This window comes from Paenibacillus kyungheensis (assembly GCF_028606985.1).
In the GTDB taxonomy this organism is placed as follows: Bacteria; Bacillota; Bacilli; order Paenibacillales; family Paenibacillaceae; genus Saccharibacillus; species Saccharibacillus kyungheensis.
In genome coordinates this window covers 3,548,520-3,573,957 of record NZ_CP117416.1, presented here as the reverse complement: position 1 = coordinate 3,573,957, position 25,438 = coordinate 3,548,520, and the positions used below count along the sequence as shown (strand labels likewise).

Sequence of the window (25,438 nt, the reverse complement as noted above, 5' to 3'; positions counted from 1 at the left end):
TATGCCTAGAAATAATGAACTCAAAAAAATACTCGTTATTGGTTCCGGACCTATTGTTATCGGTCAAGCTGCTGAATTTGACTATGCAGGTACACAAGCTTGCCAGGCACTCAAAGAAGAAGGGGTAGAAGTTGTACTTATCAACAGTAACCCTGCAACAATCATGACTGATACGAATATGGCAGATAAAGTCTATATCGAGCCTATTACACTTGAATTCGTCACTCAAATTATTCGTCAAGAACGTCCTGATGGTCTACTACCTACATTGGGTGGACAAACAGGCTTAAATATGGCTGTAGAATTGGCACGTGCAGGAGTACTAGAAAGCGAAAACGTGAAGTTGCTAGGAACTCAATTAGAATCGATCGAAAAAGCGGAAGATCGTGACTTATTCCGCGACTTGATGCGCGAATTGGATCAACCTGTTCCTGATAGTGTTATCGTAACTACACTTGAAGAATCGTTAGCATTTGCAAATGAGATTGGATATCCAATTATTGTTCGTCCTGCGTATACATTAGGAGGTACAGGTGGTGGTATCTGTATCAATGAAGAAGAATTACGCGAAACGGTACAAGCAGGTATTCGTTATAGCCCGATCGGACAATGTCTGGTAGAGAAAAGTATCGCAGGTATGAAAGAAGTCGAGTACGAAGTCATGCGTGATGCAAACGATAACTGTATCGTAGTCTGCAACATGGAGAACTTTGATCCAGTAGGTGTGCATACCGGCGATAGTATCGTAGTTGCACCTAGCCAGACGCTTTCTGATCGTGAATATCAAATGCTACGCTCTGCATCGCTTAAAATTATTCGTGCGCTGAATATTGAAGGTGGATGTAACGTACAGTTCGCCCTTGATCCACAAAGCTATCAATACTATGTGATCGAAGTAAATCCACGTGTAAGTCGTTCATCTGCACTTGCTTCCAAAGCAACAGGATATCCAATTGCGAAAATGGCAGCGAAGATTGCAATGGGTTATACATTGGATGAAATCGTCAACCCTGTTACAGGACAAACATATGCTTGCTTTGAACCTACACTAGATTATATTGTGGCTAAAATCCCACGCTGGCCGTTTGATAAATTTATCAGTGCTAACCGTAAATTAGGTACACAGATGAAAGCAACAGGCGAAGTAATGGCGATTGGACGTACATTTGAAGAAGCGATTCACAAAGCAGTACGTTCGCTTGAAATCGGTGTTCATCGTATTCATCTAAAAGATGCAGAACATATCGAAGATAGTGTATTAGATGAACGGTTAATAAAAGCAGATGATGAGCGTCTATTCTTGGTGGCAGAAGCATTCCGCCGCGGCTACAGCTTAGAACAGATTCAACAACTTACTAATATTGACTGGTGGTTCTTAGATAAAATTGAACGCATTGTCGCATATGAATCTGTACTTTCATCAGAAGATACACTAAGCGATGATACATTATATATGGCGAAGCGTCTTGGATTTACAGATCGCTCGATTGCGGAGTTACGCAATATCAATCATCCAGAAGATCCATTTAATAACGAACATAGCATTCGTGCATATCGTAAAGAAAATAATATGATGCCTGTATTCAAAATGGTAGATACTTGTGCCGCAGAATTTGAAGCTACTACACCATATTATTACTCTACATTTGAGACAGAAAATGAAGTAATCGAAAGCCCTAAAGAAAAAATCGTAGTGCTGGGTTCGGGTCCGATTCGTATCGGTCAAGGGATAGAGTTCGATTATTCAACTGTACATGCGGTATGGGCTATTCAAGAGTCCGGTTATGAAGCAGTTATTATTAATAACAACCCTGAGACGGTTTCAACCGATTTTAACACGTCGGATCGACTGTACTTTGAACCGTTGTTCTTTGAAGATGTTATGAATGTTATCGAACAGGAGAATCCGATCGGAGTTATCGTACAGTTCGGTGGACAAACAGCGATTAACCTTGCAGCTCCATTAAGCAAAGCAGGCGTTAAAATTCTAGGAACAAGCTTGGCAAGTATTGATGAAGCAGAAGACCGCAAAAAGTTCGAAGCTTTATTGTCTCGCCTTAATATTGCACAGCCTGAAGGTAGCACAGTGCTATCGATAGATGAAGCGGTAGAAACAGCGCAAAAGTTAGGTTATCCGGTACTGGTTCGTCCTTCTTATGTACTGGGTGGACGTGCAATGGAAATTGTATACTCGGATGAAGAATTATTGCTCTATATGGCAGAAGCAGTCAAAGTAAATCCGGAGCATCCGGTTCTGATTGACCGTTATATGCTAGGTAAAGAAGTGGAAGTGGATGCGATCTGTGATGGTGAAACAGTCGTTGTACCAGGAATTATGGAACATATCGAACGCGCAGGAGTTCACTCCGGTGACTCCATCGCAGTGTATCCTCCACAGCATCTTTCAGAAGAATTGAAGCAAAAAGTAGTCGATATCACGATCCGTACAGCTAAAGAGCTTAAAACTGTCGGCTTGGTAAATATCCAATTCGTTATTTTCCAAAATGAAGTCTACGTGATCGAAGTGAATCCGCGTTCTTCACGCACAGTGCCATTCTTGAGTAAAGTAACCGATATTCCAATGGCGAAGATTGCTACACAAGCGATTCTAGGCATTAAACTTAAAGATTTGGGATATAGCGAAGGATTGTGGAAAGAAAGCGAATATATTTCGGTCAAAGTTCCAGTGTTCTCTTTTGCCAAATTACGCCGTGTAGAACCTACGCTTGGACCTGAAATGAAATCAACAGGTGAAGTTATGGGACGCGATCTACTGTATGCCAAAGCTCTATACAAAGGTCTAATCGGAGCAGGTATGAAAATCCCGGCAACCGGAGCTTTGATTGCAACTGTAGCAGACAAAGACAAGCCAGAAGCGGTTCGCTTGCTTAAAGGATTTTACCGTCTAGGATACAAAATTATTGCAACAAGCGGTACAGCAAAAGCATTAGAAGAAGCAGGAATCAAAGTAACCGTGATTCATAAATTGACAGAAGGTGTGCCGAACATTCTGGATCTGATCCGCAGTGGACAAGCCAACTTTGTAGTCAATACCTTCACGAAAGGGAAAACGCCTGCTCGTGACGGATTCCGTATCCGCCGTGAAGCTGTTGAAAATGGTGTGGTATGTATGACATCACTGGATACGGTTGAAGCATTGCTCACAATGTTAGATACGATTAACTTCTCTTCTTACGCTATGCCGTCTTTGACTAATACAGTCACTGCAAATCCGAAAAAAGACGTTGTTAACGATATCGTAGTCGGTCAATTGGAAGATCAGGAAACGATTCTGAGCTAAAAATAAGCGACTACATCACACAAAACTAAAGTACGGCGGACCATTCTAGTGTCCGCCGTCATTTGTGTGCATATAATCGGTCTATACGACTTGTATAGCTATATTCGTATCAACCACAAATACGATATCTTCAAGGAGGTACAACAGTTGACACATTCGATCTCCCCATCCATAGCTAAGCGCTTGATTGTAGCGCTAGATTATCCTAATGTAGAAGAAGCACGAGTATTTATTGAACATCTTCAAGACATTCCATGTACGCTCAAAGTAGGCATGCAATTATTTTACAGTGCAGGACCTGATTTTATTCGTGAGTTAAAGTCAAAAGGATATTCGGTTTTTTTAGATTTGAAAATGCATGATATTCCGAATACTGTTAAAGGTGGAGCTAATAGCATCACCAAACTTGGCGTAGATATTTTTAATGTACATGCATCAGGTGGAGTACAGATGATGAAAGCGGCAGTAGAAGGTATGGAGTCTGCCCTAATAGCAGATACTGACTTAGAACGCCCTTTATTAATTGCTGTTACACAGTTAACCAGTACGTCACAACAAGTGATGAATCAAGAAATTGGTATTCAAGGAACAGTAGAAGATGCTGTGGTTCATTACGCACGCTTAGCACAGCAAAGTGGTCTGGGTGGAGTAGTATGCTCTCCATTAGAAGTAGCGATGATTCAACAAACATGCGGAGCTTCATTTGCTACGATTACTCCGGGTGTACGTCCGGCTGGTAGTGATATAGGGGATCAGACGCGTATATTAACGCCAGGGCAAGCGATAGCCGGGGGAAGCGACTATTTAGTCGTTGGACGTCCGATTACCGGTGCAAATGATCCTAGAGAAGCGACACAACAGATTATAGAGGAGATGAGTTTACATGTTAACCATTGAAGAGATTCCAGCTCATATTGCATCTGCATTACTACAGATTGAAGCGGTAGCATTAAGCCCGCAAGAACCTTTTACCTGGACATCGGGTATCAAATCACCGATTTATTGTGATAACCGTCTTACGATGTCCTATCCATACATACGCGATCAGATAGCAGATGCGTTTGCTATGATTATTCGTGAACAATATCCAGATACAGAAGTGATCGCTGGAACAGCTACAGCAGGTATTCCGCATGCAGCTTGGGTCGCGCAAAAGTTAGATTTGCCAATGGCTTATATTCGTGACAAAGCCAAAGGACATGGTAAACATAATCAGATCGAGGGATTGATTCAATCAGGGCAAAAAGTGATTGTGATTGAAGATTTGATCTCGACAGGAGGCAGCTCGATCAAAGCGGCAGAGGCTGTGCGTGAAGCAGGAGCCGATCCATTAGCAGTACTGGCGATCTTTAGTTATCAACTAGATAAAGCTACAGACGCTTTTGCAGAAGCTAATCTTCCATTACAGACTCTTTCTAATTATACAGCCTTGATCGACAAAGCAGTAGAATTAGGCAAAATTCCAGCAGAAGATTTAGAACTGTTACGCTCATGGCGTGAAGATCCATCTGCTTTTGGTAAATAAGTAGATCTAGATTACGATACTACATCGCCATAGTTGTACAATAAAACCCATATATTTTGATATCATATCGAAGAGGGTATACTGCCTATGGTATACCCTTACCTTTTAATGAACATACATATTTTGTAAAATATAAACACGATCATGATAAAGTGAAGCATCTGCTTATACAAGATATGCAGAAAATTAACTTGACGTGAAATAGTGAAATACGGTATATTAATTGAGTCGCTGTTTATATTACATTCCAATTGAAATCGTTCTTTTGGAGATGCGGGCCTATAGCTCAGTTGGTTAGAGCTACCGGCTCATAACCGGTTGGTCGGGGGTTCGAGTCCCTCTGGGCCCATTAGAAAAAGACCCTTACATCTGTAAGGGTCTTTTTTTATAAGTAGTGATATTATCTTTTTCTACGTCGCATAAATAACATAACTAATAGTACAACAATAACAACAATTAGAATAAATTTCATAGCATATTACCTCCAAGCTTTAACCCTGATTAAGTAGTTCAAAAGAATCAGAATTATTTTTATCGATGAGAAGAATCTTTGGTCGAAGAGTCTTTTTTAGAATCTTTACTAAAGTCCTCTTTAACTTTATCTACCGATTCGCTCACTGCTTCTTCTAGCAGATTTTCTGCGGAATGATTTTTATTAGAGTCTGGATCTGGTATAGGATCTACACCCGCTCCACGTTCTTCATGGTTTTTGTACTCATCCGGTTTACTCATTATGAAGTCATCCTTTCGTCTATCTAGCTATTTTCGACATAATAGATATCAATCATATTGTAAATCAATATAAAGGCTATGTTATCGAAATAAACCAATGTGACATCAGATGAATCACAAATATAAACTTTTACTGATTTGATATGTGTATCCAAACATATTCTACAATCATAAAAAAGTACAAAAATTCACAATACATTATTTAAAATTTAATATATAATACATTTAAGTATAATTTGGGTATATAGAACTATATCTAATATTTTCTTAATGAAAGACGGTGGAGTTCATAATGAATACTTCTTCAATCAGTAATATGTTATATCAAAATGTGGGCGATGCAGCAGACCACATTATTAAAATAATAGGTGGACTTATCCATATTAATACTATTTTTATCGCTAGCAATGATGGTCTTAATAATGTAATTATGCGAGCTTATAATCGTGATGAACATCTTGTAGAAGAGGGAAGTATACTTCCTTTAGAATTAAGTTATTGTAGTCTAGTGATCAATAATGAAAAAACAAAAAGTAATATGCCTTTGATTATCGAGAATACCAATGAAAATGAATTAACACGCCATATGGATGTAACACGTTCTATAGGTGGTGGTTCTTTTATAGGATTACCGGTACGTTTGCGTGATGGTAGTATTTATGGAACGATTTGTGCACTGGATCGCAATACGTACAAGTTCAGTGAAGCTGATATTCAAACGTTAGAAACGATGACGATCTTTTTAGCTTATGTAGTAGAGCTAGAGAAGATGGTAACCGATCTTCAGCAAAAAGAAATTGAATTAGAACAAGCCCGTCTAAAAGCGGAAAATTCAGCACAAGTGAATCGGAACCTTTTAGCTATTATGGGACACGAAATTCGCACACCGATGACCAATATCGTAGGTGTAGCCGATCTGATGATGGATTCAGAGATAGATCCACAGCAACAAGTCTATATGGATATTATTGAATCTAGTAATCAGTCGATGTTGACTTTGGTAGAAGATATTTTGAGCTTTAGTCATATGGAAGAAGGCGCAACGAAGATTGATCAAGAACCATTTGATCTCATGCATACTATTCATGAAGTGGTGACTTCACTAGGCACACCTTTGGATGACAATCCCATCGCATTGAAAATGAACACTAACCCAAGTGAACTTCCGTTGATTTATGGAGATGCTTTGCGGTTGAGACAAATATTGATCAATACGCTTAATGCGTTGCGTTTCAATTCTGTAGGACAATTAACATTATCAGCGTCAACAGCAATAAGCGATTCTGATAACAATGTATCATTGGATATTACTGTTCATAATTCTCATATGACTGTAGATATCACAACGTTAGAGCAGTTATTTGATTCGTTAAAAGAAGCTAACGATATGTCATGGTATCAACAATACGGTAGTATCGGTCTGAATCTGGCAATCAGTCGAAAATTAATCCATTTGATGAATGGAGAATTTGAAATGAATAGTGGAGAACAGGGAACGATTATTCGTTTTAATTTATTGTTGCCACAGTATATTTCTTTTGAAAATGTAGATATTATATCTTAGAAAATCAACGTTTTGGTTAACTGAAAATAAAATCGAATCCAAAGTGTTGACAGTTAGATATCTAGCATGGTATGATCTTAAATGTTGGCGAAACAATCACAACAAGTGATAAAGTCAACAGGCATGAAGATGAATTTATTCATCTCAACATGTGCCGGGGTGGCGGAACTGGCAGACGCACAGGACTTAAAATCCTGCGGTAGGTGACTACCGTACCGGTTCGATTCCGGTCCTCGGCATACTTATATTTTTGATATAAGTGTAACGCAATACAATCAGTACATATAGACAAGTAGCACATGTATAACCCTCAACATCAATGTGGGTTACTGTGCCGGGGTGGCGGAACTGGCAGACGCACAGGACTTAAAATCCTGCGGTAGGTGACTACCGTACCGGTTCGATTCCGGTTCTCGGCATTATGAGATGTACAGATAACAAAAAGAGCGCTTCAACCGTTGTACAGCGGTTGGGGCGCTTTTTTTGTTTTGTGAAATTAACGTGGAATGTTTCTTTGGATAGTGTGCTGGTTTTGGATATAGATGCAAAAGGCTTCTGATCAAGCGTAAGACACTATTTAATAAGTTAAGCATAAAGATTCATCATATAATCTAATAATGATTTTGAAGCCATACAGGAGCCTATAATCCTACATATATGATATGGAAGTCTCTATACTGTTGAAGTGTGAAATATATTGAATTGATCTTTTAGCAAAAGCAAAAACCATCTGGTATCAATAGATGGTCTTTTTAGTTTGTAAATAATTTTAATGAATTGAAAAATAAGTATATATTTTTATTTTCAAATTATGTAATATATGTATAATAAACAAAATTCAATTTTAAATAAAAGTATAATTATATTATAAAAAGGATAAGGAGGTGATGAGCAGAATTGTAAAAGGTTCAGCAAAAGGCTTGATAAAAAGTGCAATCTACAGGATAGGAGTAGACAGAAAACACTGAACCTTACAGGGGAGGCAATATAATGGTGAAACTAAATTATACGTGGTTGTTAGTTCTAGTGATGTTCAGTTTGGTGTTTGGTAGTGTAGGAATGTCTTTGGGATCGCAAGCAGAAGCAGCGGATATCAATCTGGCTCGTGGCAAAAATGTAGTTGTGTCTTCTACAGAAGCCAGTGGTAATATCGCAGCTAATGCAGTAGACGGTAATTTATCGACGAGATGGGCATCGACAAATAGCGATACGCAATATTACATTGTAGATCTTGGAACGGCTCAATCGGTATCTAGTGTTATTTTGCGTTGGGAAGCTGCTTATGCGAAGCAATTTCAGATTCAGACATCTACCGATAATGTAAATTGGACGACAGTGTATTCGAACTATAGCAACACTGGAGGAACCAATACGATTACGTTTCCATCGACTACCGCTAGATATGTAAAAATGTATGCGTTTCAACGGGCGACTACCTATGGTTACTCGTTATACGAATTTGAAATATATGGCAGTGGTACACAAGCGGCTACAGGAGTACTTGATTATATTAAAAGCATCAGTGGCAAACAAACCGTAATCGGCATGCACAATCGTGAACCGAATGCTACACCTGCTGTACAGACAGAGAAAGTCAAAAGTATTACAGGTAAATATCCAGGGTTATGGAGTGGTGATTTATTATTTTCAGCCAATGATGTCAACAATCGTTGGAATATGATCTATGAAGCTAAAAAGCAGTGGGATAACGGAGCGATTGTCCAGGTGATGATGCACGTTACTCCACCTACACAAGCCGATGCAGGCAATTGGGAAGGAGGAGTAGTCAGTCATTTAAGCGATGCTCAGTGGAAAGACTTAACGACTAACGGCGGTACATTAAACAAAGCGTGGAAAGCTCGTTTAGATAATTATGCACAATATCTTCAGTATTTAGAAGACAATAAAGTCACTGTATTATTCCGTCCATTCCATGAAATGAATCAAGGGGTATTCTGGTGGGCAGGTCGTCCGGGTAGTACCGGTACTGCTGAATTGTATCGTTTGACTCATGATTATCTTGTAAATACCAAAGGGTTAAGTAATCTGGTATGGGTATGGGATATGCAAGATTTGGATCTGAATTGGAATGTATACAATCCAGGGAATGCTTATTGGGATATCTTTGCTTTAGACGTATACAATCCTGATGGATTCACTACGCAGAAGTACAATACAGCTTTGAGCGTAGCCAATGGCAAGCCGATAGCGATTGGTGAATGTGATGTATTACCTACACCTAGTCAGTTAGCGGCTCAACCGAAATGGGCATTTGCTATGAGCTGGGCAGAGCTAACATTTGAAAAGAATACCAATGCTCAGATCCAGACTGTCTATAATGCGTCTAATGTGATTACACGTGATGAGTTACCGAAGTTAAAGTAATAGTGAAGCAAAGGAAGAATTAAGTTAGAGTATAAGTATTTGATTGTATGTAGTAAGTCATATTAGATAGCTTGTAAAATAATCGATCCAAACAGTATGCTAAGAGAAATCTCTTGGTTGCTGTTTGGATTTTTTTGATACATATAGAGAATAGGATTAGAGTTGAAATTTGTTGAATAAAGCTTTATTGTTAAGTCAAGTGAATTCACTATAGATAGACGATAGAACAAAGGGGGATGATTAGCTCCATGAAAAAAATTACGCTCCAAGTGATTGCAGATGAATTGAAAGTCTCCAAAGCACTTGTCTCTAAAGCGTTATCCAATGACCCTGCTGTAAATGAAGGTACACGAGAAAAAATATGGCAAACAGCTGAAGAAATGGGTTACCGTATTAAGCCTGTTCGCAAAAAAGCTTCCGATACTCAAACAGGCAATATCGTTGTTCTGATGCCTAGAGCATACCTAGATGATATTGAGTACTGGGGTAAAGTCATGCAAGGAGTAGAAGCTGAATTAACCAATCATCAATTTAGTATGATTTTATCGACAATAGATATTAGTTTATTCCCAAAAGAAGGATTGCCGTCTAGCATTTATGATCGCAAAGCAGATGGAGCGATAGTGATGGGGCATTTACCGGATAATTATATCGAAATGTTACGTTCGATCGATTTCCCATTTGTTATGTTAGATGCTAACTTACTTGATCCTTCGATTGATCATATTCTGGCAAATAACTTTCTTGGTGCTTATCAAGCGACCAATTATTTGTTTGCACAAGGTCATCGGAAAATAGGATTTGTGGGCGATCCAGATGCTTCGTGGAGCTTTCGTGAACGTAGTCGGGGATTTCGTGAAGCGATTCGTGATTTTAATGAGAAAAACGATGAAGAAATTCAAGCTACATTTATTGCTGGTATCGGTGTAAGTGGGACAGGGATGTATATTACAGGCGAATTTGCAGATACATTGAAAACGCAAACAACTTCAGAGCAAGCATTAACCGGACTATTTTGTGGGAATGATGTAGTTGCTCTGGAAACACTCAGTCTATTATCGAAATGGGATATTCATTGTCCGGATGATGTATCAATTATCGGGTTTGACGATTTGACGTTAACAGAATTGATGAATCCCAAATTAACGACTATTCGTGTTCCCAAAAATGATATTGGCATGCGCGCAGTACAGATGTTAATGCGCCGAATCGAACATCCTGAGGTTACACCCGAGCACATATTGATGTCTACCCAATTGATTGAGCGGGCATCGATTACAGCACCCAAGCAGTGATATAGAAGAAAGTCATAGTGATAAACGAAGAAAAGCGATGTTATACAACGATATGGAATACAAATAGTTTATAAAAGGCACTTAGCAAGTATTACTTATGCGCTAAGTGTCTTTTTGTTGTGTGTTTATCTAAAGTCTATTTCAAAAATATCAATATGTTGAATTAAATATAATTATATTGTTGAAATAAAAGTTTAATTATGTTAATGTTTGAATGTAAGCGATATCAATATTAGGGGGCTTTAAAGTGAAAAAGATATATTTGTCTGTATTGCTCGTTTGTATATTTTCGGTATTGTTAACAGCCTGTGGTGGAAGTCAGAGTACATCAGCAGACAAAAATGAAATTAGTGGCACCATCACTTTTTTAACAAATCGGACAGATATGATTGGCGAAAAATATGATGATTATGCCAAACGCTTCAATGAAAAATATCCAGATGCTCATGTTGAATTTGAAGCAGTTACAGATCTAGACAAAACGACCAAAATTCGTGTCGGTTCTGGCGAATTTCCTGATGTGGTATTGATTCCAACGATTCCTAACTCAGACCTCCCCAAATATTTCACCCCATTAGATGATCTCGGATTGAATGATCGTATTTATTTTAAAGACTACAAATCATTTGAAAATAAAGTGTATGGTATTTCAGTAGGTGCGACCACAACAGGTATTTTATACAACAAAAAAGCTTTTGCCGATGCAGGTATTACTGCGGTTCCCCAAACGCTTGATGAGTTCTATGCAGCAGCAGACAAGCTCAAAGTCGCAGGTAAAGTTGCGTTAGCTTCTAATTTTAAAGATCAGTGGACATTGTATCCGTGGTCTTCTGAGATTCCAACTGCAATTGCAGGTGATGCTAATCTCAACAACAAACGACTTGAAAGTGATGCTCCTTACCAATTGGATAACCCTTACGGTCAATCGATGAGCATTATTCGCAATATGTATGAAAAAGGTTATTTAGAGCCAGATATTAACTCTACCAATTGGGAACAATCCAAAAAAGATATCGCTAGCGGTAAATTTGCGATGTATGTGATCGGTAACTGGGCGATTCCACAAGTGATTGAAAGTGGCACTGATTCCAGCAATATCGGATACTTTCCATTTCCTTACGATAATTCTGGTAAATACAATGTCACATTAGCACCGGACTGGGCGTATGGTGTGAACAAAAATAGTGAGCATCCTGCAACAGCCAAAGCTTTTGTAAAATGGATGCTAGAAGATTCAGGGTTCGATGATTTTGCTGGATTTATTCCTGTATTGAAAGACAAAAAGCCAGCTGTAGAACAATTGACAGAATTTAATAGCTTCAAACCCAAGTATCTAGAAGCAGTATCTGATGATCCTAAAGTCACTGCTATCGTAAATAAAGCACAAATTACTAAAGAAGCATTTGTACAAGAATTTGTACTGGCTCCTGATCCACAAACGATTATGGATAAATATAATGCCGCATGGGCAAATGCCAAAAAATCGTTAGGTCATTAACAATAGGACATAGACGTCTATTTGTGCTCACACTAGAACAGATAAAGAAGATCAGCAAAGCAGGTCATTTTATTAGAGCGGACTTGCTTTGCAGAATGAAGCTGTTACAGAAAGGGAATGAAGTGGAACGATGAGTCATATTTCATATCCATTACAACGAAAATTGATATTGATTTCGTTTTTGTTAATACCTTTAGCATTATTAGCTATTTTTACGTATTATCCAGCGATGCGATTAGTGTACTTGAGCTTCACCAGTTGGGATGGAATCAGCCCGGTCAAAGAGTGGCTTGGACTGGGTAACTATATTGAAATTTTCACCAATCCTGATTTGTTTGGTGTATTTCTTCATCAGATTCCTTATGTATTGATCGGGATTATTCAAAATATCGTAGCGATTGTATTTGCTGTAATTTTAAATTCCAAATTGCGAGGACGTAATTTTTTTAGAGTCATGTTATTTCTTCCTTTTATTATGAATGCTGTTGCAGTGGCTTTTATGTTTCAGTATGTATTTGATACGACCAATGGATCGTTAAATGGATTGCTTGGGCTTGTTGGATTAGAGTCATGGCAACAAAGTTGGTTAGGGAATGCTTCGCTGGTCAATTATGCACTGGCATCTATCGGATTTTGGCGCTTTATGGGCTACAATATGGTCATTTATCTGGGAGCTCTTCAATCGATTCCCGGAGATATGTATGAAGCCGCCAGAATAGATGGAGCCAGCCGATTTCAAATGTTATGGTCCCTTACGATTCCTAATTTGACACCTATTATTTCATTAAATATGTTCCTTACGTTTAGTGGTGCTTTGGCGGTATTTGATTTACCGTTTGTTTTAACCAAAGGTGGGCCTGCTGGAGCAAGTGAAACATTTTTGTTCAAAACGATTGAGACAGCGTTCCAATTTAACAATTACGGTCTAGCTTCAGCGATGAGTGTAGTTCTGCTTTTATTTACAGCGATTATTTTGGTGGTACAAAATCTAGTCATTAATCGGAAAGGAGATTAACTGCTTATGAATCGAAAGTTTGATATCGTGCATATGCTCAAATATGTCATTTTGATCGCAGGAACATGTACCGTTTTGTTTCCACTGTATGTGGTATTTGTGAATGCATTCAAAAAAGAAGATGAAGGCAGTAATCCCTTCTCGTTACCTGCTAGTTTTTTGAATTTTGAAAACTTTGCAAATGTTATTGATCGGGCAGATATTATGCATGCTTTTTTGAATACATTTCTGATTATTATTATCGCATTGCTTGGCAATATTATACTCGGTACGATGGTGGCTTATGCTGTAGGTCGAATTCAATTTGGAGGCAAAATGTTAGTGATTGGTGCGTTTCTGATCGCTACTATTATTCCGACGATTACGACTCAAGTGGTGACATTTTCGATTATTCAAGCGATGGGTATTTATAATACGCTTTACGCACCGATTTTATTATTTGTAGGAGCCGATGTGATTCAGATTTATATCTATTTGCAATTTATCAAAAATATTCCGTATGAATTGGACGAAAGTGCCATGATGGATGGAGCCAGTCTGTTACGGATTTATCGCAGTATTATTTTACCGTTACTTGGGCCAGCAACAGCGACTTTGATTATTTTGAAAACGATCAATATTTACAATGAGTTATATATTCCATTTCTGTATATGCCCAAGCAAGATTTGGTTGTGGTCTCTACAGCAATTATGCGGTTTGCAGGCAATAATCAAGCACAATGGACGAATATTTGTGCGGCAATTCTGATTATTATGATTCCGACGATTTTGTTGTATTTGTTTTTGCAGAAGTATATTTTCTCGGGCGTTACCAGCGGAGCAGTGAAAGGATAAGCATCTAACAAAGGAAGGAACGATTCTATTGGCAAGTATGTATACATCTGATCGTGAATATTCGTTAAGCCAGATGACATGGGAACTGAAAGGATTCTGGCCATGGGTTCCGGTCAAAGGCACAAGTATGGAAATTGGGAACGAATTGCTAGGAGTTACAGAATGGATGCCAGCGACTGTGCCGGGAGGTGTTCATTATGATCTATACCGGGCAGGATGGATAGAAAATCCGTATCAAGATATGAATAGTCTGCAATGTGAATGGGTGGAGAATCGCTGGTGGGTGTATCGGACTTGTTTTGAATGGAAAGATATTTATCCTCAGACAGATACAGTAGCTACCGAATTAATCTGTCAGGGATTAGATTATGAAGCACTCATTTACTGGAATGGACAATACCTCGGTGAACATATCGGAATGTACGAACCTGCGGTATTCGATATTACAGAGCAACTGCAACAAAGTGAATGTGTTGAACTGTTGATTGTACTCAAGCATCCACCGGATGAAATGGGGCAAATCGGCAAAACGTCAGCAACATTTACGCAGAAAAGTCGATTCAACTACAAGTGGGACTTTTCTACACGTCTGATTAATATTGGCATTTGGGATGATATCGTGCTCAAATCCTATCAACATTGTTCTTTACAGGATATTCAAGTAAAGACTGATCTAAACGAACAACATCAAGGAGTTATTCAGATCGGTGGAGAGATCCAGCCACATGGGAAAAGTAAAGGTAAAAAGTCTACGCTAGTACAAGTGGCTATTTTTGATCCGGCAGGAAATGCTGTTGTTCAATTAGAACAATCATTTATAAAGAATGAGTCTACATTTACTATGCAAAGTCTAATAGATTCTCCGCAATTATGGTATCCCAACGGATATGGAGATCAGCCACTATATAAGGTAAAGATTACATTGCTTCAGCACAATACCATATGTGATGTGTATACATGTCGTGTAGGAATACGGCAATTGGAATATGTATCTAATGAAGGAAGTCCAACCGATGCGTTGCCTTATACTGTCAAAATCAACGGACGTAAAATCTATATCCGTGGAGCAAATATCACTCCGCTCGATCATTTATATGGAAATGTAACCGCTCATCGTTATGAATGGCTGATTCATCTTGCCAAAGAAGCAAATATGAATATGCTGCGTATATGGGGTGGCGGTATTATCGAAAAAAGTATTTTATACGAGCTATGTGATATGCACGGTATTATGATCTGGCAAGAATTTATTCAATCAAGTTCAGGGATCGATAATACACCTTCACAACGTCCTGAATTTTTGGATTTATTACAACGCAATGCAATCTCAGCGCTCAAGCGTCGTCGTAATCATACTAGCCTTACGATCTGGAGCGGTGGCAATGAATTAATGAGTGCACCTAATATTCCTTCCACGTATGATGATCATAATCTAGCATTGCTTCAGCAACTGGTACAGCAGTATGATCCACAGCGAATGTTTTTGCCAACATCTGCTTCAGGGCCTGTACAATATATCACCCATGAAAAAGGGGTCAGCCATGATGTACATGGTCACTGGAAATACGAAGGTAATCCTCAGCATTATGTGTTGTACGGTGAAGCAGATCATTTATTTCATAGTGAGTTCGGTGTAGATGGACTAAGTCATGTTCGCAGTCTACATAAATTTTTAAGTCAATCTTACCGACAACCAACTTCGATGGAAGATAGTCTGGTCTGGCGACATCATGGAGAATGGTGGGATACGTATAGCCGGGACATCGAGTTATTCGGTTCGCTTGATACTTTGGAATCATTTGTAGATTGTAGTCAATGGATTCAAGCCGAAGGGTTACGCTTTATTTTGGATTCTAATCGAAGCCGTCAATTTAACAATAGTGGCAGTCTGGTCTGGCAATTAAATGAACCATGGCCGAATGTCACCTGTACCAATCTAATTGATTATTATAATGAAGCAAAAATGGCTTATTATTGGGTGAAAGAAGCTTATGCTCCTTTTCGAGCAAGTATCGATTATCGCAGTCTGCATTATGTTATTGGTGAGACGGTGGAGTTTCCGTTACGTGTTGTAAGTAATCATGCATCCAGAGAATTCACTATCAATATGCAACTATTAGACAGTAAAGGTCAGATGTTACAACATCATTCTATTGTCGGGACAACTAATATCGATCATGTTATTACTCCTACGATATTCTGTTGTGAGATTCCACAGACCGCAGATCAGTTATTTTATATTCGTTTGCAATCAGTATGCGGAGATCAGTCTATTGCGGATAATATGTATCCTTTTTCAACCAGGCAACAGTCGATCTATGCCCCTACGCTTGATCAAGCAAATGTTGACTTAGCAGTAGAAGCTCATCATGATTGGACTCATTCTTCTTTATCAGGATATCATCATACGTCATTTTGGAAACGGGAATACACAGTGACCAATCAAGGCAATACAGTGGCTTTGCATATTTATCCGTATGAATCTACAGACCGATTTTGGATGACAGCAAGCGAAGGGTACTTTACGTTGTTTCCCGGTGAGTCTAAACAAATAGTAGTGACTTGTTGCGATCAAGCCGCAGAACTATTTCCAGCAGATCGGTCGATATTATATACCGCTAAGGATGACAAGAACGAGCAGACATCACAACCTGAAATAGCTTTTGCATCCTTTCAACAACACGCTATCAGAAGCGATATAGAGCGATCATTGAATATGTAGATTTCTTGCCTTTCCAACCTAAAATAAGCTATAATACAGACGCATAGCAACATTTACTTTCTATTATAAATGTTGCTCATAGGTGAACGGTGAGATCCTTAGCATTCAAGTAGGTATACGTGTTTATCATAAGTACACCTATCGTACAAAGGACTGACTCATGAATAATGGGTTGGTCCTTTTTTTGTCAGACTACAAATCAATGAACAAGAAAGGACGTTGTATATGTTCGGTAATGATTGGGATGAAGTGCTCAAAGATGAAATGGAGAAACCTTATTTTCAACAGCTAATGACATGGTTAGACCAAGAATATGAAGAAGCTGTAGTCTATCCGCCACGTGATTTACTTTTTCAAGCGTTCCGATTAACACCATATGCTGAGGTGAAAGCTGTAATTTTGGGACAAGATCCTTATCATGGAGCAGGGCAAGCAGAAGGATTAAGCTTTTCGGTGATGCCAGGGGTACGAGTACCGCCATCGTTACGTAATATCTACATAGAGTTAAAAGAAGATCTAAATATACCGACACCGAATCATGGTTCGCTTGTACAATGGGGCAAAGAAGGTGTTCTTTTGCTCAATACCGCATTAACAGTCAGAGAATCCAAGCCTGCTTCACATCGAGGTAAAGGATGGGAACAATTCACCGATGCAGTAATTCATGCGTTGAATGATCGCTCAGAACCGATGGTGTTTTTATTATGGGGCAATCATGCCGCTGAAAAAGAATCTTTTATCGATCAAGAGCGTCATTTGATTATTCGGTCAGCTCACCCCAGCCCATTTGCAGCTCGCAAAGGATTTTTTGGAAGCAAACCTTTTTCACGTACAAATGAATTTTTAGAGCAACATGGAGAACGTCCGATCGACTGGCATATTCCAAATATCACATAAAGATTCATACTTCAAGGGAGGTGAAAAGATGAAGCATTGGGAAGGTAAAAAAGTAATGGTTACTCGTGACGATGAATATACTTCTAGATTATATGGTACGATCCAGTACTGGGACGAAAGCAAAAATCGATTGATTTTACAACCAGGAGCGATCAATGTGCTATTAAATGATATTTTGTATATCAAAGAATTAGAACAGTTACCTCAAGAATTAGAATCTTCTGCCGCAGAACTGAATCATATCGGGTATGTTATGAAATTACCGGTGCAATTCGATAATGCTATTCTTTTCGGCTCCCAGGTTATGATCTGGCAAGGCGATCGATTGGTTGAATTACAGGCTAAGATTATAAAACATGATCATCAACAAGTATTTTTAGGCAATGGTCGTATTTTGCGCAAATCAGATTATCGATTTATTGTTCGCTCTCTACGTGGATGCTGAACAGTTTACTAGTGAAAATACACCTTGATTTTCCAGAAAAAGAAGAGAGTTTACAGGACTATAGCCTTATTTTGGATCAATTGTCTTCAAAAATATAGTATTCCAACCGATATTAATACAGGAATGGACAGAGAAGATCACAAATACGTTATACAAGGAGAGAAATTAATGACACATACTGCCAAAATGGCAAAATGGATGCTTGCACTTGTTATCGTAGCGAGTACACTATTTCCAGCCGGAGTTTTCGCAGCAGACAGCAGTGCGGTATCACTCAAATTTTCAGACGACAATGCTTTAACTCTATCTCTAGATGATGATGCTACCGACTTAACAGTATCCACAGTAGACGGTTCAGGCAATACAGAAGATGTATCTGATGATGCAAAATGGACTTCTTCTGCATCTACAGTAGCTACTGTCAAAGCAGGAACAATTACACCCGTTGGCACAGGTACAACAACAATCACTGCTAAATATGGCGATCTATCTGCTACTAAAAAAGTAACAGTGACTTCACCTTATACAGCATTAAAAATTTCGCCAGAAGTAGCAGCAAATGTAACGATCGGACAGCCTTATACATTCAAAGCAACAGCTACCAAAACAGACGGTAGTTCAGAAGATGTAACTTCTTCAGTAACATGGTCTACATACAGTGCAGCAGTAGCCACTGTATCTCTGGGTACGGTAAAAGGAATCAAACAAGGTACAACAACAATTACAGCTAGATATGCAGGACTTGCAGATACACAAACGATTTATGTACGTTCTTCTTTCCAGGGTCTAATGTTAACACCTGAAGAAGATCAAGTAATGTTTATCGGTGATACTCCAAAACAAATCAAAGCAGAAGTAGCAGATGCCACTCGCGTTCCTACGGATGTAACGAATGATGTGAAATGGACTTCATCTAATGCAATCAATGTAACAGCAGACAATGGTTTGCTAACTCCATGGGTAGAAGGTACTTCTACAATCAAAGCAGAATATGAAGATTATACAAAGAGCTTCAAAGTGACTGTCTACAAAACAATGAAAAAAGTAGAAGCTAGTGTAGATTCAATTGATTTGGTTACAGGAGATAGTGCTACACTTCCTAAAGTAACAGGAACAGCAGTAGATGGAACAACTGTAGATTTGTCTAAGCTTGTAGAATGGAGTGCAGGTGACGGAAGTATTGCTTCAGTCACAAGTACAAAAGTAGAAGCTGAAAGCGAAGGTAACGTTAATCTAGTGGGTACAATTGGTGATCTTAAAGTAACTGTACCGGTATCGGTTCAGACCAAATTGCTTGTATTGACACCAGACGTAACAACATTAAGTATTGTAGTTGGTGAAACTGCAAGCTTGCCTAAAGTAGAAGCAATGACAGTAGAAGGTTCTACCGTTGATGTAAGCAATGATATCGATTGGACGTCTTCTTCTGAAAGCTTATTGTTAACAGGTTCCAAAGCAAAAGCTTTATTAAACGGTAAAGCAACGCTTAAAGGAACATACCTTAACAAAACAGTTAAAGTTGCGGTAACGATGGAACCAAAAATTAAATCAATCACTGTTACACCAGATGTGGTTGAGTTGAATATCAAAAAGAGCAAAACTATTAAAGCAGTAGGCATCTATGCTGCAACAGGTAAATCGGTAACATTATCTACTAAAATGAATTGGGTTTCTTCGAATCCTTCTGTAGCGACTGTTAAAGGATCAAGTGTTAAAGCATTGAATCTAGGAACAACAACGTTAACAGGTTCGTATCAAGGATTAACATTGACAGTTAAAGTGAATGTAACTGCGAAGTTGAAAAAATTAACGTTCTCTGAAAAAGCGTTGAAATTGACTGTAGGCGATGCTAAATCTGTTCAAATCGTAGCTGAATACGATACAGGTACCAAAGTCGATGTTACGAAAGAAGCAACATGGACAAGTACTAAAGCAAATATCGCTACAGTAACAGAAGGTAAAATTACAGCACTTGCTAAAGGAACAACTACGATTAAAGTAGAATATGGCGATAAAAAGCTATCAACTACAGTAAATGTAAAAGAAGTTGTACCAGCCAAACAATAATCATATCGGTTTACTGGATGTGATCGATATAACTTTAAGACTCTACCTAATAAGGTAGAGTCTTTTTGTATAACAAGGATATTCGGGTGGAGAAGGAAAGATATAATGGTAGGCTTGCCAAAAGGCATTACTTCATTTAAAATAAGAACAAAAGTTCGCATATAGTTATAACTACATATTATGAGATACTGTTAGGAGAGATACAGCATGTTAGAAGATAACGAACGCAAATTGTTACGTATTTTATATAACTTCTTTTCACTATATCGTCGTATGCCAGAATGGAGAGAGTTATCGTTTAAGACAGGCAAAACCACCAACGAACTCAGTCAAATCTTATTGTCTTTGGAAAATAAACAATACATATACTGGGATAGCAAACTTGAAGTGAACAGTATCGTCATGATTCAGGGCTGGGAGCGCAAAGAAAAGACAGTACTGCCTCTTCCAGAGTCTTATTGGACACAATATTGAAGTACATATACAACAGACTTGGCGGAGTCTGTACCCTGCCTAACAGGAAGTATGAATTACTACTAGAGAGAGCATAGTCGTATGCAAGCAATTGATTGACAACACTATAAATTCTTGATATTATATGGAAGTTGTCATACTTATTTTGACCTGTTAGCTCAGCGGGAGAGCACTATCTTGACAGGGTAGGGGTCAGTGGTTCGATCCCACTACAGGTCATAACCGAAAGTCCTTGTCTCTCAAGGGCTTTTTTATTTTTTGAATAAAGGAGCGACATCATATGATTCAGCGTTATCGTATTACAAGAGAAATGCAACAACCAGAAGGTCAAGTGGATCCGATTACATTAGAAGAGTGTCAGGCTTATTTTGCGTTGCAGCCGGACTTTATCTATACCCCTGTGTTTACCGTTAAAGGAGAAGCGACGATGTCGATCGAAGGAGATTTCTTCTTGTGGGATATTGGAACAGCTTCAATTCCGTTTCGTCATTATGAAGGTGATCTATACGTATCAGGTACCAATGAAGCTGTTATCCCGAAAATGATAGAAGTGGCTAGTGCATTACGAGCAGACATTGCAGAAGGATAAGGTTGTCTGTAAAAAGTTCCAAATGATTTTGGAACTTTTTTTATTTTTCTAAAATTCCTCAAACAACATATTAATACTATTTGATAACGATTACAAACTACATATACCTCTAATCATTTTCTAAGTATTTCCAATATATTTGTAAAATTGTGTTTTAAACAACTGTAATCGGGGTCATATTAAATAAGCGTATCATTCAAGAGCGTATTAATTGATTTGGAGGAATTATGATGAACTTAGAATCTATGGTAACAGCACCTGTAATGGAAACAGAGGATACAGAAAATAGCTTTGTGGCTCAAGTACATGCTATTTTGAAAAATCGTCAAAATTCCGATTTAGCAGTAAGAGGCAAAATTAGCGAATTGGTCAGCCGATATACAGCAACAACCAACTAAACTGCATACATTTATCTAACAACAACTATAAATCATACTATATATAAAAACAGGCTGAACATTAGTGTTCGCCTGTTTTTTGATGTGTAGATTGCTAAAGTATACATCTATAAGATGCTCTTACATATGTATCTGGAAAGTAAAAAAGAGGCAACAAAATACGCTCGATGCAGGTGTAATAAAACAGTAAAAATCGCTGTATATCTACAAATATTCCAACAAAATACCAGATAGATTTACTATAAGCACAGAAAAAAATGGTTTAATTTTTGACTTATGGTAAATATTTTTGATAATAACTGTGCTTCTTTTGATTTGAATTGTAATTAAAAGGTTAAATCCTTGTATAGATTAGATTTATTTGTATACGATGGTAGCTTAGTACATTTATTTTAAAGGTATCCGCCTTGTCGAATAAACGATTTACTAGCCCAATCAATTCAACAAGAAAAGGGGTAGAATCTTATGCGTCAACAGCACCGATATGTCAATATGGATGTGCAGTACAATGACCAGATTCTTGATGTTAGTATTGTTTTTTATATGTATGGTAAGTTATCCAAATCGTATATTCGTTTTCGTTACAAAAAAGTAGATATCTTTGAATTGTATGATAGTAAAGAAGAAAATTACCAACAAGCTGTAAAAACAATCTGTGAATTGATTGATACGATCGGAGTCGAAACTTATAGAAAATTCGATCGTAGTATGGGCGAATTGAAACGCATCTACAGCAGACGAATTATTGTAGACAATAAAGTATATGCTAATTTTTATGAAAGTGAATTAAGTGTAGGCGAACGATTTATGTATAGCCGCGAAATCATGATGAACGATGGTAACCAATTAGAAGACCATTTGCTAATTGAAGACCGTGAAGATGTAGAATCCAAACAGCAAGTTTTGCGTAATTTGCGTCGCAAAGTTAAAAATTATTTTGAGGAAGTCGAAGTTCTACCGCATCCTCAATATTTAAATACAAAATATAGCTTGGTGTATCAGGACATTACCGATTGGATGGAACAGAATATTCCTACTTATTATATTCAGCGTTTTATGAATGCACTGGAAGCCGTATAATAGCTATTCCAACAGCACCCCTAAGCGGGTGCTTTTTATATGTATTTTTACGATAAGCATTATGATTAGACGTTCGATACATAGTCACAAATGCTAAATAACTAAATATCTTTTACTTCTATACGATAGCGCTCGACTTCACTTCCATGCTATGTTATTATAGTGGTTCTGATAACGTGGTAACGAACTAAAGCGTTCGGTAAATTGTAAGAGGAGCGATCATATGAAACAGAGAAAAATAGGAGGATGGATATTACTTTTTAGTGTTGTTTTATTGGTATTGGCAGGATGTTCTAGTGGTACTAACAAGGACGACAATAAGTTAGTAATCGGCATCGATGACAAATTTGCACCTATGGGATTTCGTGATGAACAAAATAATATTGTTGGTTTTGATATTGATTATGCCAAAGCCGCAGCCGCTAAAATGGGTAAACAAGTTGAGTTTCAGCCGATAGATTGGTCTGCCAAAGAATCTGAATTAAACAGTGGACGGATTGATCTGATCTGGAACGGATATACGATCACAGATGAGCGTAAGCAAAAGGTACTATTTACCAAACCTTATCTAGCGAATAGTCAGGTGGTGGCAGTGCTTGCTAACTCACCGATTACTACGTTTAATGATCTAGCTGGCAAAACTGTAGGATTACAATCACTATCTTCCGCTTCAGATGCGTTGGAAGCAAACCCGATCAAAGCACAACTTAAAGAAGTAAGCGAGTTTCCAGATAATGTACTGGCATTGAGCGATTTGAAAAATGGTCGTCTGGATGCTGTCGTGATTGATGAAGTAGTTGCTCGTTATTATATGTCTAAAGAGCCGAATACTTTTAAATTACTGGATGAATCGTTATCTCCTGAAGAATACGGTATCGGTGTAAAGCAAGGTAATGAAGAATTGCTTAACAGCTTGCAAAAAGCGCTGGATGAATTGAATAGCGATGGTACCGCAGCCAAAATTTCAACAACATGGTTTGGCGAAGATAAAGTTCTAAAATAACACCAGTAAAGATGATGTATAACTGTTTGATAAAATAGTGCACCACATATAAAAAATCATCAGAAAACCGGTTGAGCGATACAACCCGGTTTTCTTTTGTAAAGAGCAAGACTTGAATTCAAAATGTTGAGATGTAGGAGTCGAATATCATGAGTGTAGATTATTTATTACAAATCATAGGCCCGATGCTAGAGGGTGCTAAAAATACGATTATTTTATTTTTGATTGCAATCGTACTTTCGATCCCATTAGGATTTGGAATTACATTGTTAGCTAATAGCAGTATCAAATTATTATCTTGGATAGCCCATACGTTTATCTATATTACTCGTGGAACACCGCTATTGTTGCAATTACTCTTTTTCTGTTTTGGATTACCGATGTTGCCGATTATAGGTGACTATTTGGTATTTGATCGTTTTGTAGCAGCAGGGCTTGCTTTTGTATTGAATTATGCGGCTTATTTTGCAGAGATTTTTAGAGGTGGATTATTGTCGATTGATAAAGGGCAACATGAAGCTGCACAGGTACTTGGACTTAGCAAATGGCAAACGATGACCAAAGTTATTATCCCGCAAATGATTCGGGTAGCATTACCTTCACTGGCAAATGAGTCAATTACGCTGGTAAAAGATACTGCATTATTGTATGCGGTAGCTGTACCGGAATTGCTTCACTTTGCACAAACAGCTGTCAATCGTGATTTTACAATTACCCCGTTTGTCTTGGCTGGTATTATTTATCTATTAATGACATTAGTATTGACGTTGCTGTTCAAAGGATTGGAACGTCGATTTAAATTTGAATAAAAGGAATGTCTATCTATGACTATGATTGAAGTACAACAACTCAAAAAAAGTTTTGGCGACCTAGAAGTGTTAAAAGGTGTTAATTTTACAGTTGAACCTGGAGAAGTAGTTGCTATTATCGGGCCTTCTGGCTCTGGCAAAAGTACTATGTTACGCAGTCTTATTCATCTGGAAGAAGTCAACAGCGGCAGCATTCTATTTCAAGGTCAAGCATTAGTAGAGAACGGAAAATATACTAATGCAAGTCAGATCAAAAAAATAACGTCACGTATGGGAATGGTTTTTCAGCACTTTAATTTATTTCCGCATTTGACGGTGCAACAGAATTTGGAATTGGCTCCCAAAGCGGTCAAAAAAGAAAGTGTAGCTGATATTCGTAAACGTAGTGAAGTCATTTTGAATAAAGTCGGATTGCTTGATAAAGCCAATGTATTACCAGCCAATCTGTCCGGCGGGCAGAAGCAACGGGTAGCGATTGCGAGAGCATTAATGCTTAATCCTGATATTTTATTATTTGATGAACCCACTTCGGCGCTTGATCCAGAATTAACAGGTGAAGTATTGCGAGTGATGCAACAACTAGCGCAAGAAAAAATCACGATGGTTGTTGTCACACATGAGATGAATTTTGCTAGAGATGTAGCGGATCGGGTGATCTTTATGGATAAAGGCGAGATTGCTGAATCCGGTACTCCGCAACAGATTTTTGAGAATCCTCAATTAGACCGTACCAAAGCTTTTCTTAGTCGTGTAGAAAAATAAAAATCAGTCTATACTTAGAGTATAAATACTTGTAAGTAAGTCT

The 25,438-nt window shown here is 38.2% G+C and carries 21 protein-coding genes and 4 tRNA genes; 24 read left to right on the top strand and 1 reads right to left on the bottom strand.

Annotated elements, in window-relative coordinates:
• Position 1 precedes the first annotated feature (1 nt).
• The 4 genes from carB to PQ456_RS15300 all read left to right on the top strand — a co-directional run bounded on the left by carB (position 2) and on the right by PQ456_RS15300 (position 5,175).
• Positions 2-3,301, top strand: coding sequence for a carbamoyl-phosphate synthase large subunit (gene carB, locus PQ456_RS15315; protein ID WP_273613068.1), 3,300 nt, complete (start codon positions 2-4; stop codon positions 3,299-3,301).
• Positions 3,302-3,448: 147 nt separating this feature from the next.
• The gene (gene pyrF, locus PQ456_RS15310; RefSeq protein WP_273613067.1) at positions 3,449-4,198 is read left to right on the top strand and encodes an orotidine-5'-phosphate decarboxylase; all 750 of its coding nucleotides are present in this window, start codon (positions 3,449-3,451) and stop codon (positions 4,196-4,198) included.
• Entirely contained in the window at positions 4,185-4,826 is a 642-nt protein-coding gene (gene pyrE / locus PQ456_RS15305; protein ID WP_273613066.1) for an orotate phosphoribosyltransferase, read from the top strand. Before pyrF ends, pyrE begins: the two co-directional genes overlap by 14 nt.
• Before the next feature lie 275 nt (positions 4,827-5,101).
• Positions 5,102-5,175: transfer RNA gene (locus PQ456_RS15300), tRNA-Ile, on the top strand.
• A gap of 182 nt (positions 5,176-5,357) precedes the next feature.
• Here the strand turns inward: PQ456_RS15300 and PQ456_RS15295 are convergent.
• Positions 5,358-5,558, bottom strand: a complete 201-nt coding sequence (locus PQ456_RS15295) for a hypothetical protein (protein WP_273613065.1) — start codon at positions 5,556-5,558, stop codon at positions 5,358-5,360.
• Positions 5,559-5,850: 292 nt separating this feature from the next.
• Between PQ456_RS15295 and PQ456_RS15290 the strand changes: the two genes are divergently transcribed.
• The 20 genes from PQ456_RS15290 (at position 5,851) to PQ456_RS15195 (ending at position 25,395) form a co-directional block, all read left to right on the top strand.
• A complete protein-coding gene (locus tag PQ456_RS15290) occupies positions 5,851-7,122 on the top strand; it encodes a GAF domain-containing sensor histidine kinase (RefSeq protein ID WP_273613064.1) in 1,272 nt (423 codons plus the stop codon).
• Positions 7,123-7,275: 153 nt separating this feature from the next.
• Positions 7,276-7,361, top strand: a tRNA-Leu gene (locus tag PQ456_RS15285).
• A gap of 94 nt (positions 7,362-7,455) precedes the next feature.
• Positions 7,456-7,541 (top strand) — tRNA-Leu (locus tag PQ456_RS15280).
• A gap of 571 nt (positions 7,542-8,112) precedes the next feature.
• Positions 8,113-9,507 carry a glycosyl hydrolase gene (locus tag PQ456_RS15275; RefSeq protein ID WP_273613063.1) on the top strand — a complete coding sequence of 465 codons (1,395 nt, stop codon included), beginning with the start codon at positions 8,113-8,115 and terminating at the stop codon, positions 9,505-9,507.
• Positions 9,508-9,755: 248 nt separating this feature from the next.
• A complete protein-coding gene (locus tag PQ456_RS15270) occupies positions 9,756-10,802 on the top strand; it encodes a LacI family DNA-binding transcriptional regulator (RefSeq protein ID WP_273613062.1) in 1,047 nt (348 codons plus the stop codon).
• Between the two features lie 247 nt (positions 10,803-11,049).
• Positions 11,050-12,300 carry an ABC transporter substrate-binding protein gene (locus tag PQ456_RS15265; RefSeq protein WP_273613061.1) on the top strand — a complete coding sequence of 417 codons (1,251 nt, stop codon included), beginning with the start codon at positions 11,050-11,052 and terminating at the stop codon, positions 12,298-12,300.
• A gap of 130 nt (positions 12,301-12,430) precedes the next feature.
• Positions 12,431-13,315, top strand: a complete 885-nt coding sequence (locus PQ456_RS15260) for a carbohydrate ABC transporter permease (protein WP_273613060.1) — start codon at positions 12,431-12,433, stop codon at positions 13,313-13,315.
• 6 nt (positions 13,316-13,321) lie between these two features.
• Complete coding sequence (locus PQ456_RS15255) at positions 13,322-14,149, top strand: carbohydrate ABC transporter permease (RefSeq protein WP_273613059.1); 828 nt, start codon at positions 13,322-13,324, stop codon at positions 14,147-14,149.
• Positions 14,150-14,186: 37 nt separating this feature from the next.
• Positions 14,187-16,871 carry a glycoside hydrolase family 2 protein gene (locus PQ456_RS15250; protein ID WP_273616333.1) on the top strand — a complete coding sequence of 895 codons (2,685 nt, stop codon included), beginning with the start codon at positions 14,187-14,189 and terminating at the stop codon, positions 16,869-16,871.
• A gap of 225 nt (positions 16,872-17,096) precedes the next feature.
• Positions 17,097-17,768, top strand: coding sequence for a uracil-DNA glycosylase (locus PQ456_RS15245; RefSeq protein ID WP_273613058.1), 672 nt, complete (start codon positions 17,097-17,099; stop codon positions 17,766-17,768).
• A gap of 28 nt (positions 17,769-17,796) precedes the next feature.
• On the top strand, positions 17,797-18,213 hold the full coding sequence (locus PQ456_RS15240) for a hypothetical protein (RefSeq protein ID WP_273613057.1): 417 nt from the start codon (positions 17,797-17,799) through the stop codon (positions 18,211-18,213).
• A 168-nt stretch (positions 18,214-18,381) separates the two neighbouring features.
• Complete coding sequence (locus tag PQ456_RS15235) at positions 18,382-20,280, top strand: Ig-like domain-containing protein (protein ID WP_273613056.1); 1,899 nt, start codon at positions 18,382-18,384, stop codon at positions 20,278-20,280.
• Between the two features lie 207 nt (positions 20,281-20,487).
• Positions 20,488-20,754 carry a hypothetical protein gene (locus tag PQ456_RS15230; RefSeq protein ID WP_273613055.1) on the top strand — a complete coding sequence of 89 codons (267 nt, stop codon included), beginning with the start codon at positions 20,488-20,490 and terminating at the stop codon, positions 20,752-20,754.
• Positions 20,755-20,901: 147 nt separating this feature from the next.
• A tRNA-Val gene (locus PQ456_RS15225) sits at positions 20,902-20,973 on the top strand.
• Between the two features lie 61 nt (positions 20,974-21,034).
• The gene (locus tag PQ456_RS15220) at positions 21,035-21,343 is read left to right on the top strand and encodes a hypothetical protein (RefSeq protein ID WP_273613054.1); all 309 of its coding nucleotides are present in this window, start codon (positions 21,035-21,037) and stop codon (positions 21,341-21,343) included.
• A gap of 230 nt (positions 21,344-21,573) precedes the next feature.
• A complete protein-coding gene (locus PQ456_RS15215; RefSeq protein ID WP_273613053.1) occupies positions 21,574-21,741 on the top strand; it encodes a hypothetical protein in 168 nt (55 codons plus the stop codon).
• Positions 21,742-22,206: 465 nt separating this feature from the next.
• Positions 22,207-22,821, top strand: a complete 615-nt coding sequence (locus PQ456_RS15210) for a hypothetical protein (protein ID WP_273613052.1) — start codon at positions 22,207-22,209, stop codon at positions 22,819-22,821.
• 223 nt (positions 22,822-23,044) lie between these two features.
• Positions 23,045-23,824 carry an amino acid ABC transporter substrate-binding protein gene (locus PQ456_RS15205; protein ID WP_273613051.1) on the top strand — a complete coding sequence of 260 codons (780 nt, stop codon included), beginning with the start codon at positions 23,045-23,047 and terminating at the stop codon, positions 23,822-23,824.
• Positions 23,825-23,973: 149 nt separating this feature from the next.
• A complete protein-coding gene (locus tag PQ456_RS15200) occupies positions 23,974-24,633 on the top strand; it encodes an amino acid ABC transporter permease (RefSeq protein WP_273613050.1) in 660 nt (219 codons plus the stop codon).
• Between the two features lie 15 nt (positions 24,634-24,648).
• Entirely contained in the window at positions 24,649-25,395 is a 747-nt protein-coding gene (locus tag PQ456_RS15195) for an amino acid ABC transporter ATP-binding protein (RefSeq protein WP_273613049.1), read from the top strand.
• The last annotated feature ends 43 nt before the right edge of the window (positions 25,396-25,438 follow it).

What these genes read in the sequence shown, in the direction of transcription:
- carB (WP_273613068.1), top strand. Translation starts at nt 2, where the DNA reads ATGCCTAGAAATAATGAACTCAAAAAAATACTCGTTATTGGTTCCGGA.
- pyrE (WP_273613066.1), top strand. Translation starts at nt 4,185, where the DNA reads ATGTTAACCATTGAAGAGATTCCAGCTCATATTGCATCTGCATTACTA.
- PQ456_RS15295 (WP_273613065.1), bottom strand. Translation starts at nt 5,558, where the DNA reads ATGAGTAAACCGGATGAGTACAAAAACCATGAAGAACGTGGAGCGGGT.
- PQ456_RS15290 (WP_273613064.1), top strand. Translation starts at nt 5,851, where the DNA reads ATGAATACTTCTTCAATCAGTAATATGTTATATCAAAATGTGGGCGAT.
- PQ456_RS15275 (WP_273613063.1), top strand. Translation starts at nt 8,113, where the DNA reads ATGGTGAAACTAAATTATACGTGGTTGTTAGTTCTAGTGATGTTCAGT.
- PQ456_RS15270 (WP_273613062.1), top strand. Translation starts at nt 9,756, where the DNA reads ATGAAAAAAATTACGCTCCAAGTGATTGCAGATGAATTGAAAGTCTCC.
- PQ456_RS15260 (WP_273613060.1), top strand. Translation starts at nt 12,431, where the DNA reads ATGAGTCATATTTCATATCCATTACAACGAAAATTGATATTGATTTCG.
- PQ456_RS15255 (WP_273613059.1), top strand. Translation starts at nt 13,322, where the DNA reads ATGAATCGAAAGTTTGATATCGTGCATATGCTCAAATATGTCATTTTG.
- PQ456_RS15250 (WP_273616333.1), top strand. Translation starts at nt 14,187, where the DNA reads ATGTATACATCTGATCGTGAATATTCGTTAAGCCAGATGACATGGGAA.
- PQ456_RS15245 (WP_273613058.1), top strand. Translation starts at nt 17,097, where the DNA reads ATGTTCGGTAATGATTGGGATGAAGTGCTCAAAGATGAAATGGAGAAA.
- PQ456_RS15240 (WP_273613057.1), top strand. Translation starts at nt 17,797, where the DNA reads ATGAAGCATTGGGAAGGTAAAAAAGTAATGGTTACTCGTGACGATGAA.
- PQ456_RS15235 (WP_273613056.1), top strand. Translation starts at nt 18,382, where the DNA reads ATGACACATACTGCCAAAATGGCAAAATGGATGCTTGCACTTGTTATC.
- PQ456_RS15230 (WP_273613055.1), top strand. Translation starts at nt 20,488, where the DNA reads ATGTTAGAAGATAACGAACGCAAATTGTTACGTATTTTATATAACTTC.
- PQ456_RS15220 (WP_273613054.1), top strand. Translation starts at nt 21,035, where the DNA reads ATGATTCAGCGTTATCGTATTACAAGAGAAATGCAACAACCAGAAGGT.
- PQ456_RS15215 (WP_273613053.1), top strand. Translation starts at nt 21,574, where the DNA reads ATGAACTTAGAATCTATGGTAACAGCACCTGTAATGGAAACAGAGGAT.
- PQ456_RS15210 (WP_273613052.1), top strand. Translation starts at nt 22,207, where the DNA reads ATGCGTCAACAGCACCGATATGTCAATATGGATGTGCAGTACAATGAC.
- PQ456_RS15205 (WP_273613051.1), top strand. Translation starts at nt 23,045, where the DNA reads ATGAAACAGAGAAAAATAGGAGGATGGATATTACTTTTTAGTGTTGTT.
- PQ456_RS15200 (WP_273613050.1), top strand. Translation starts at nt 23,974, where the DNA reads ATGAGTGTAGATTATTTATTACAAATCATAGGCCCGATGCTAGAGGGT.
- PQ456_RS15195 (WP_273613049.1), top strand. Translation starts at nt 24,649, where the DNA reads ATGACTATGATTGAAGTACAACAACTCAAAAAAAGTTTTGGCGACCTA.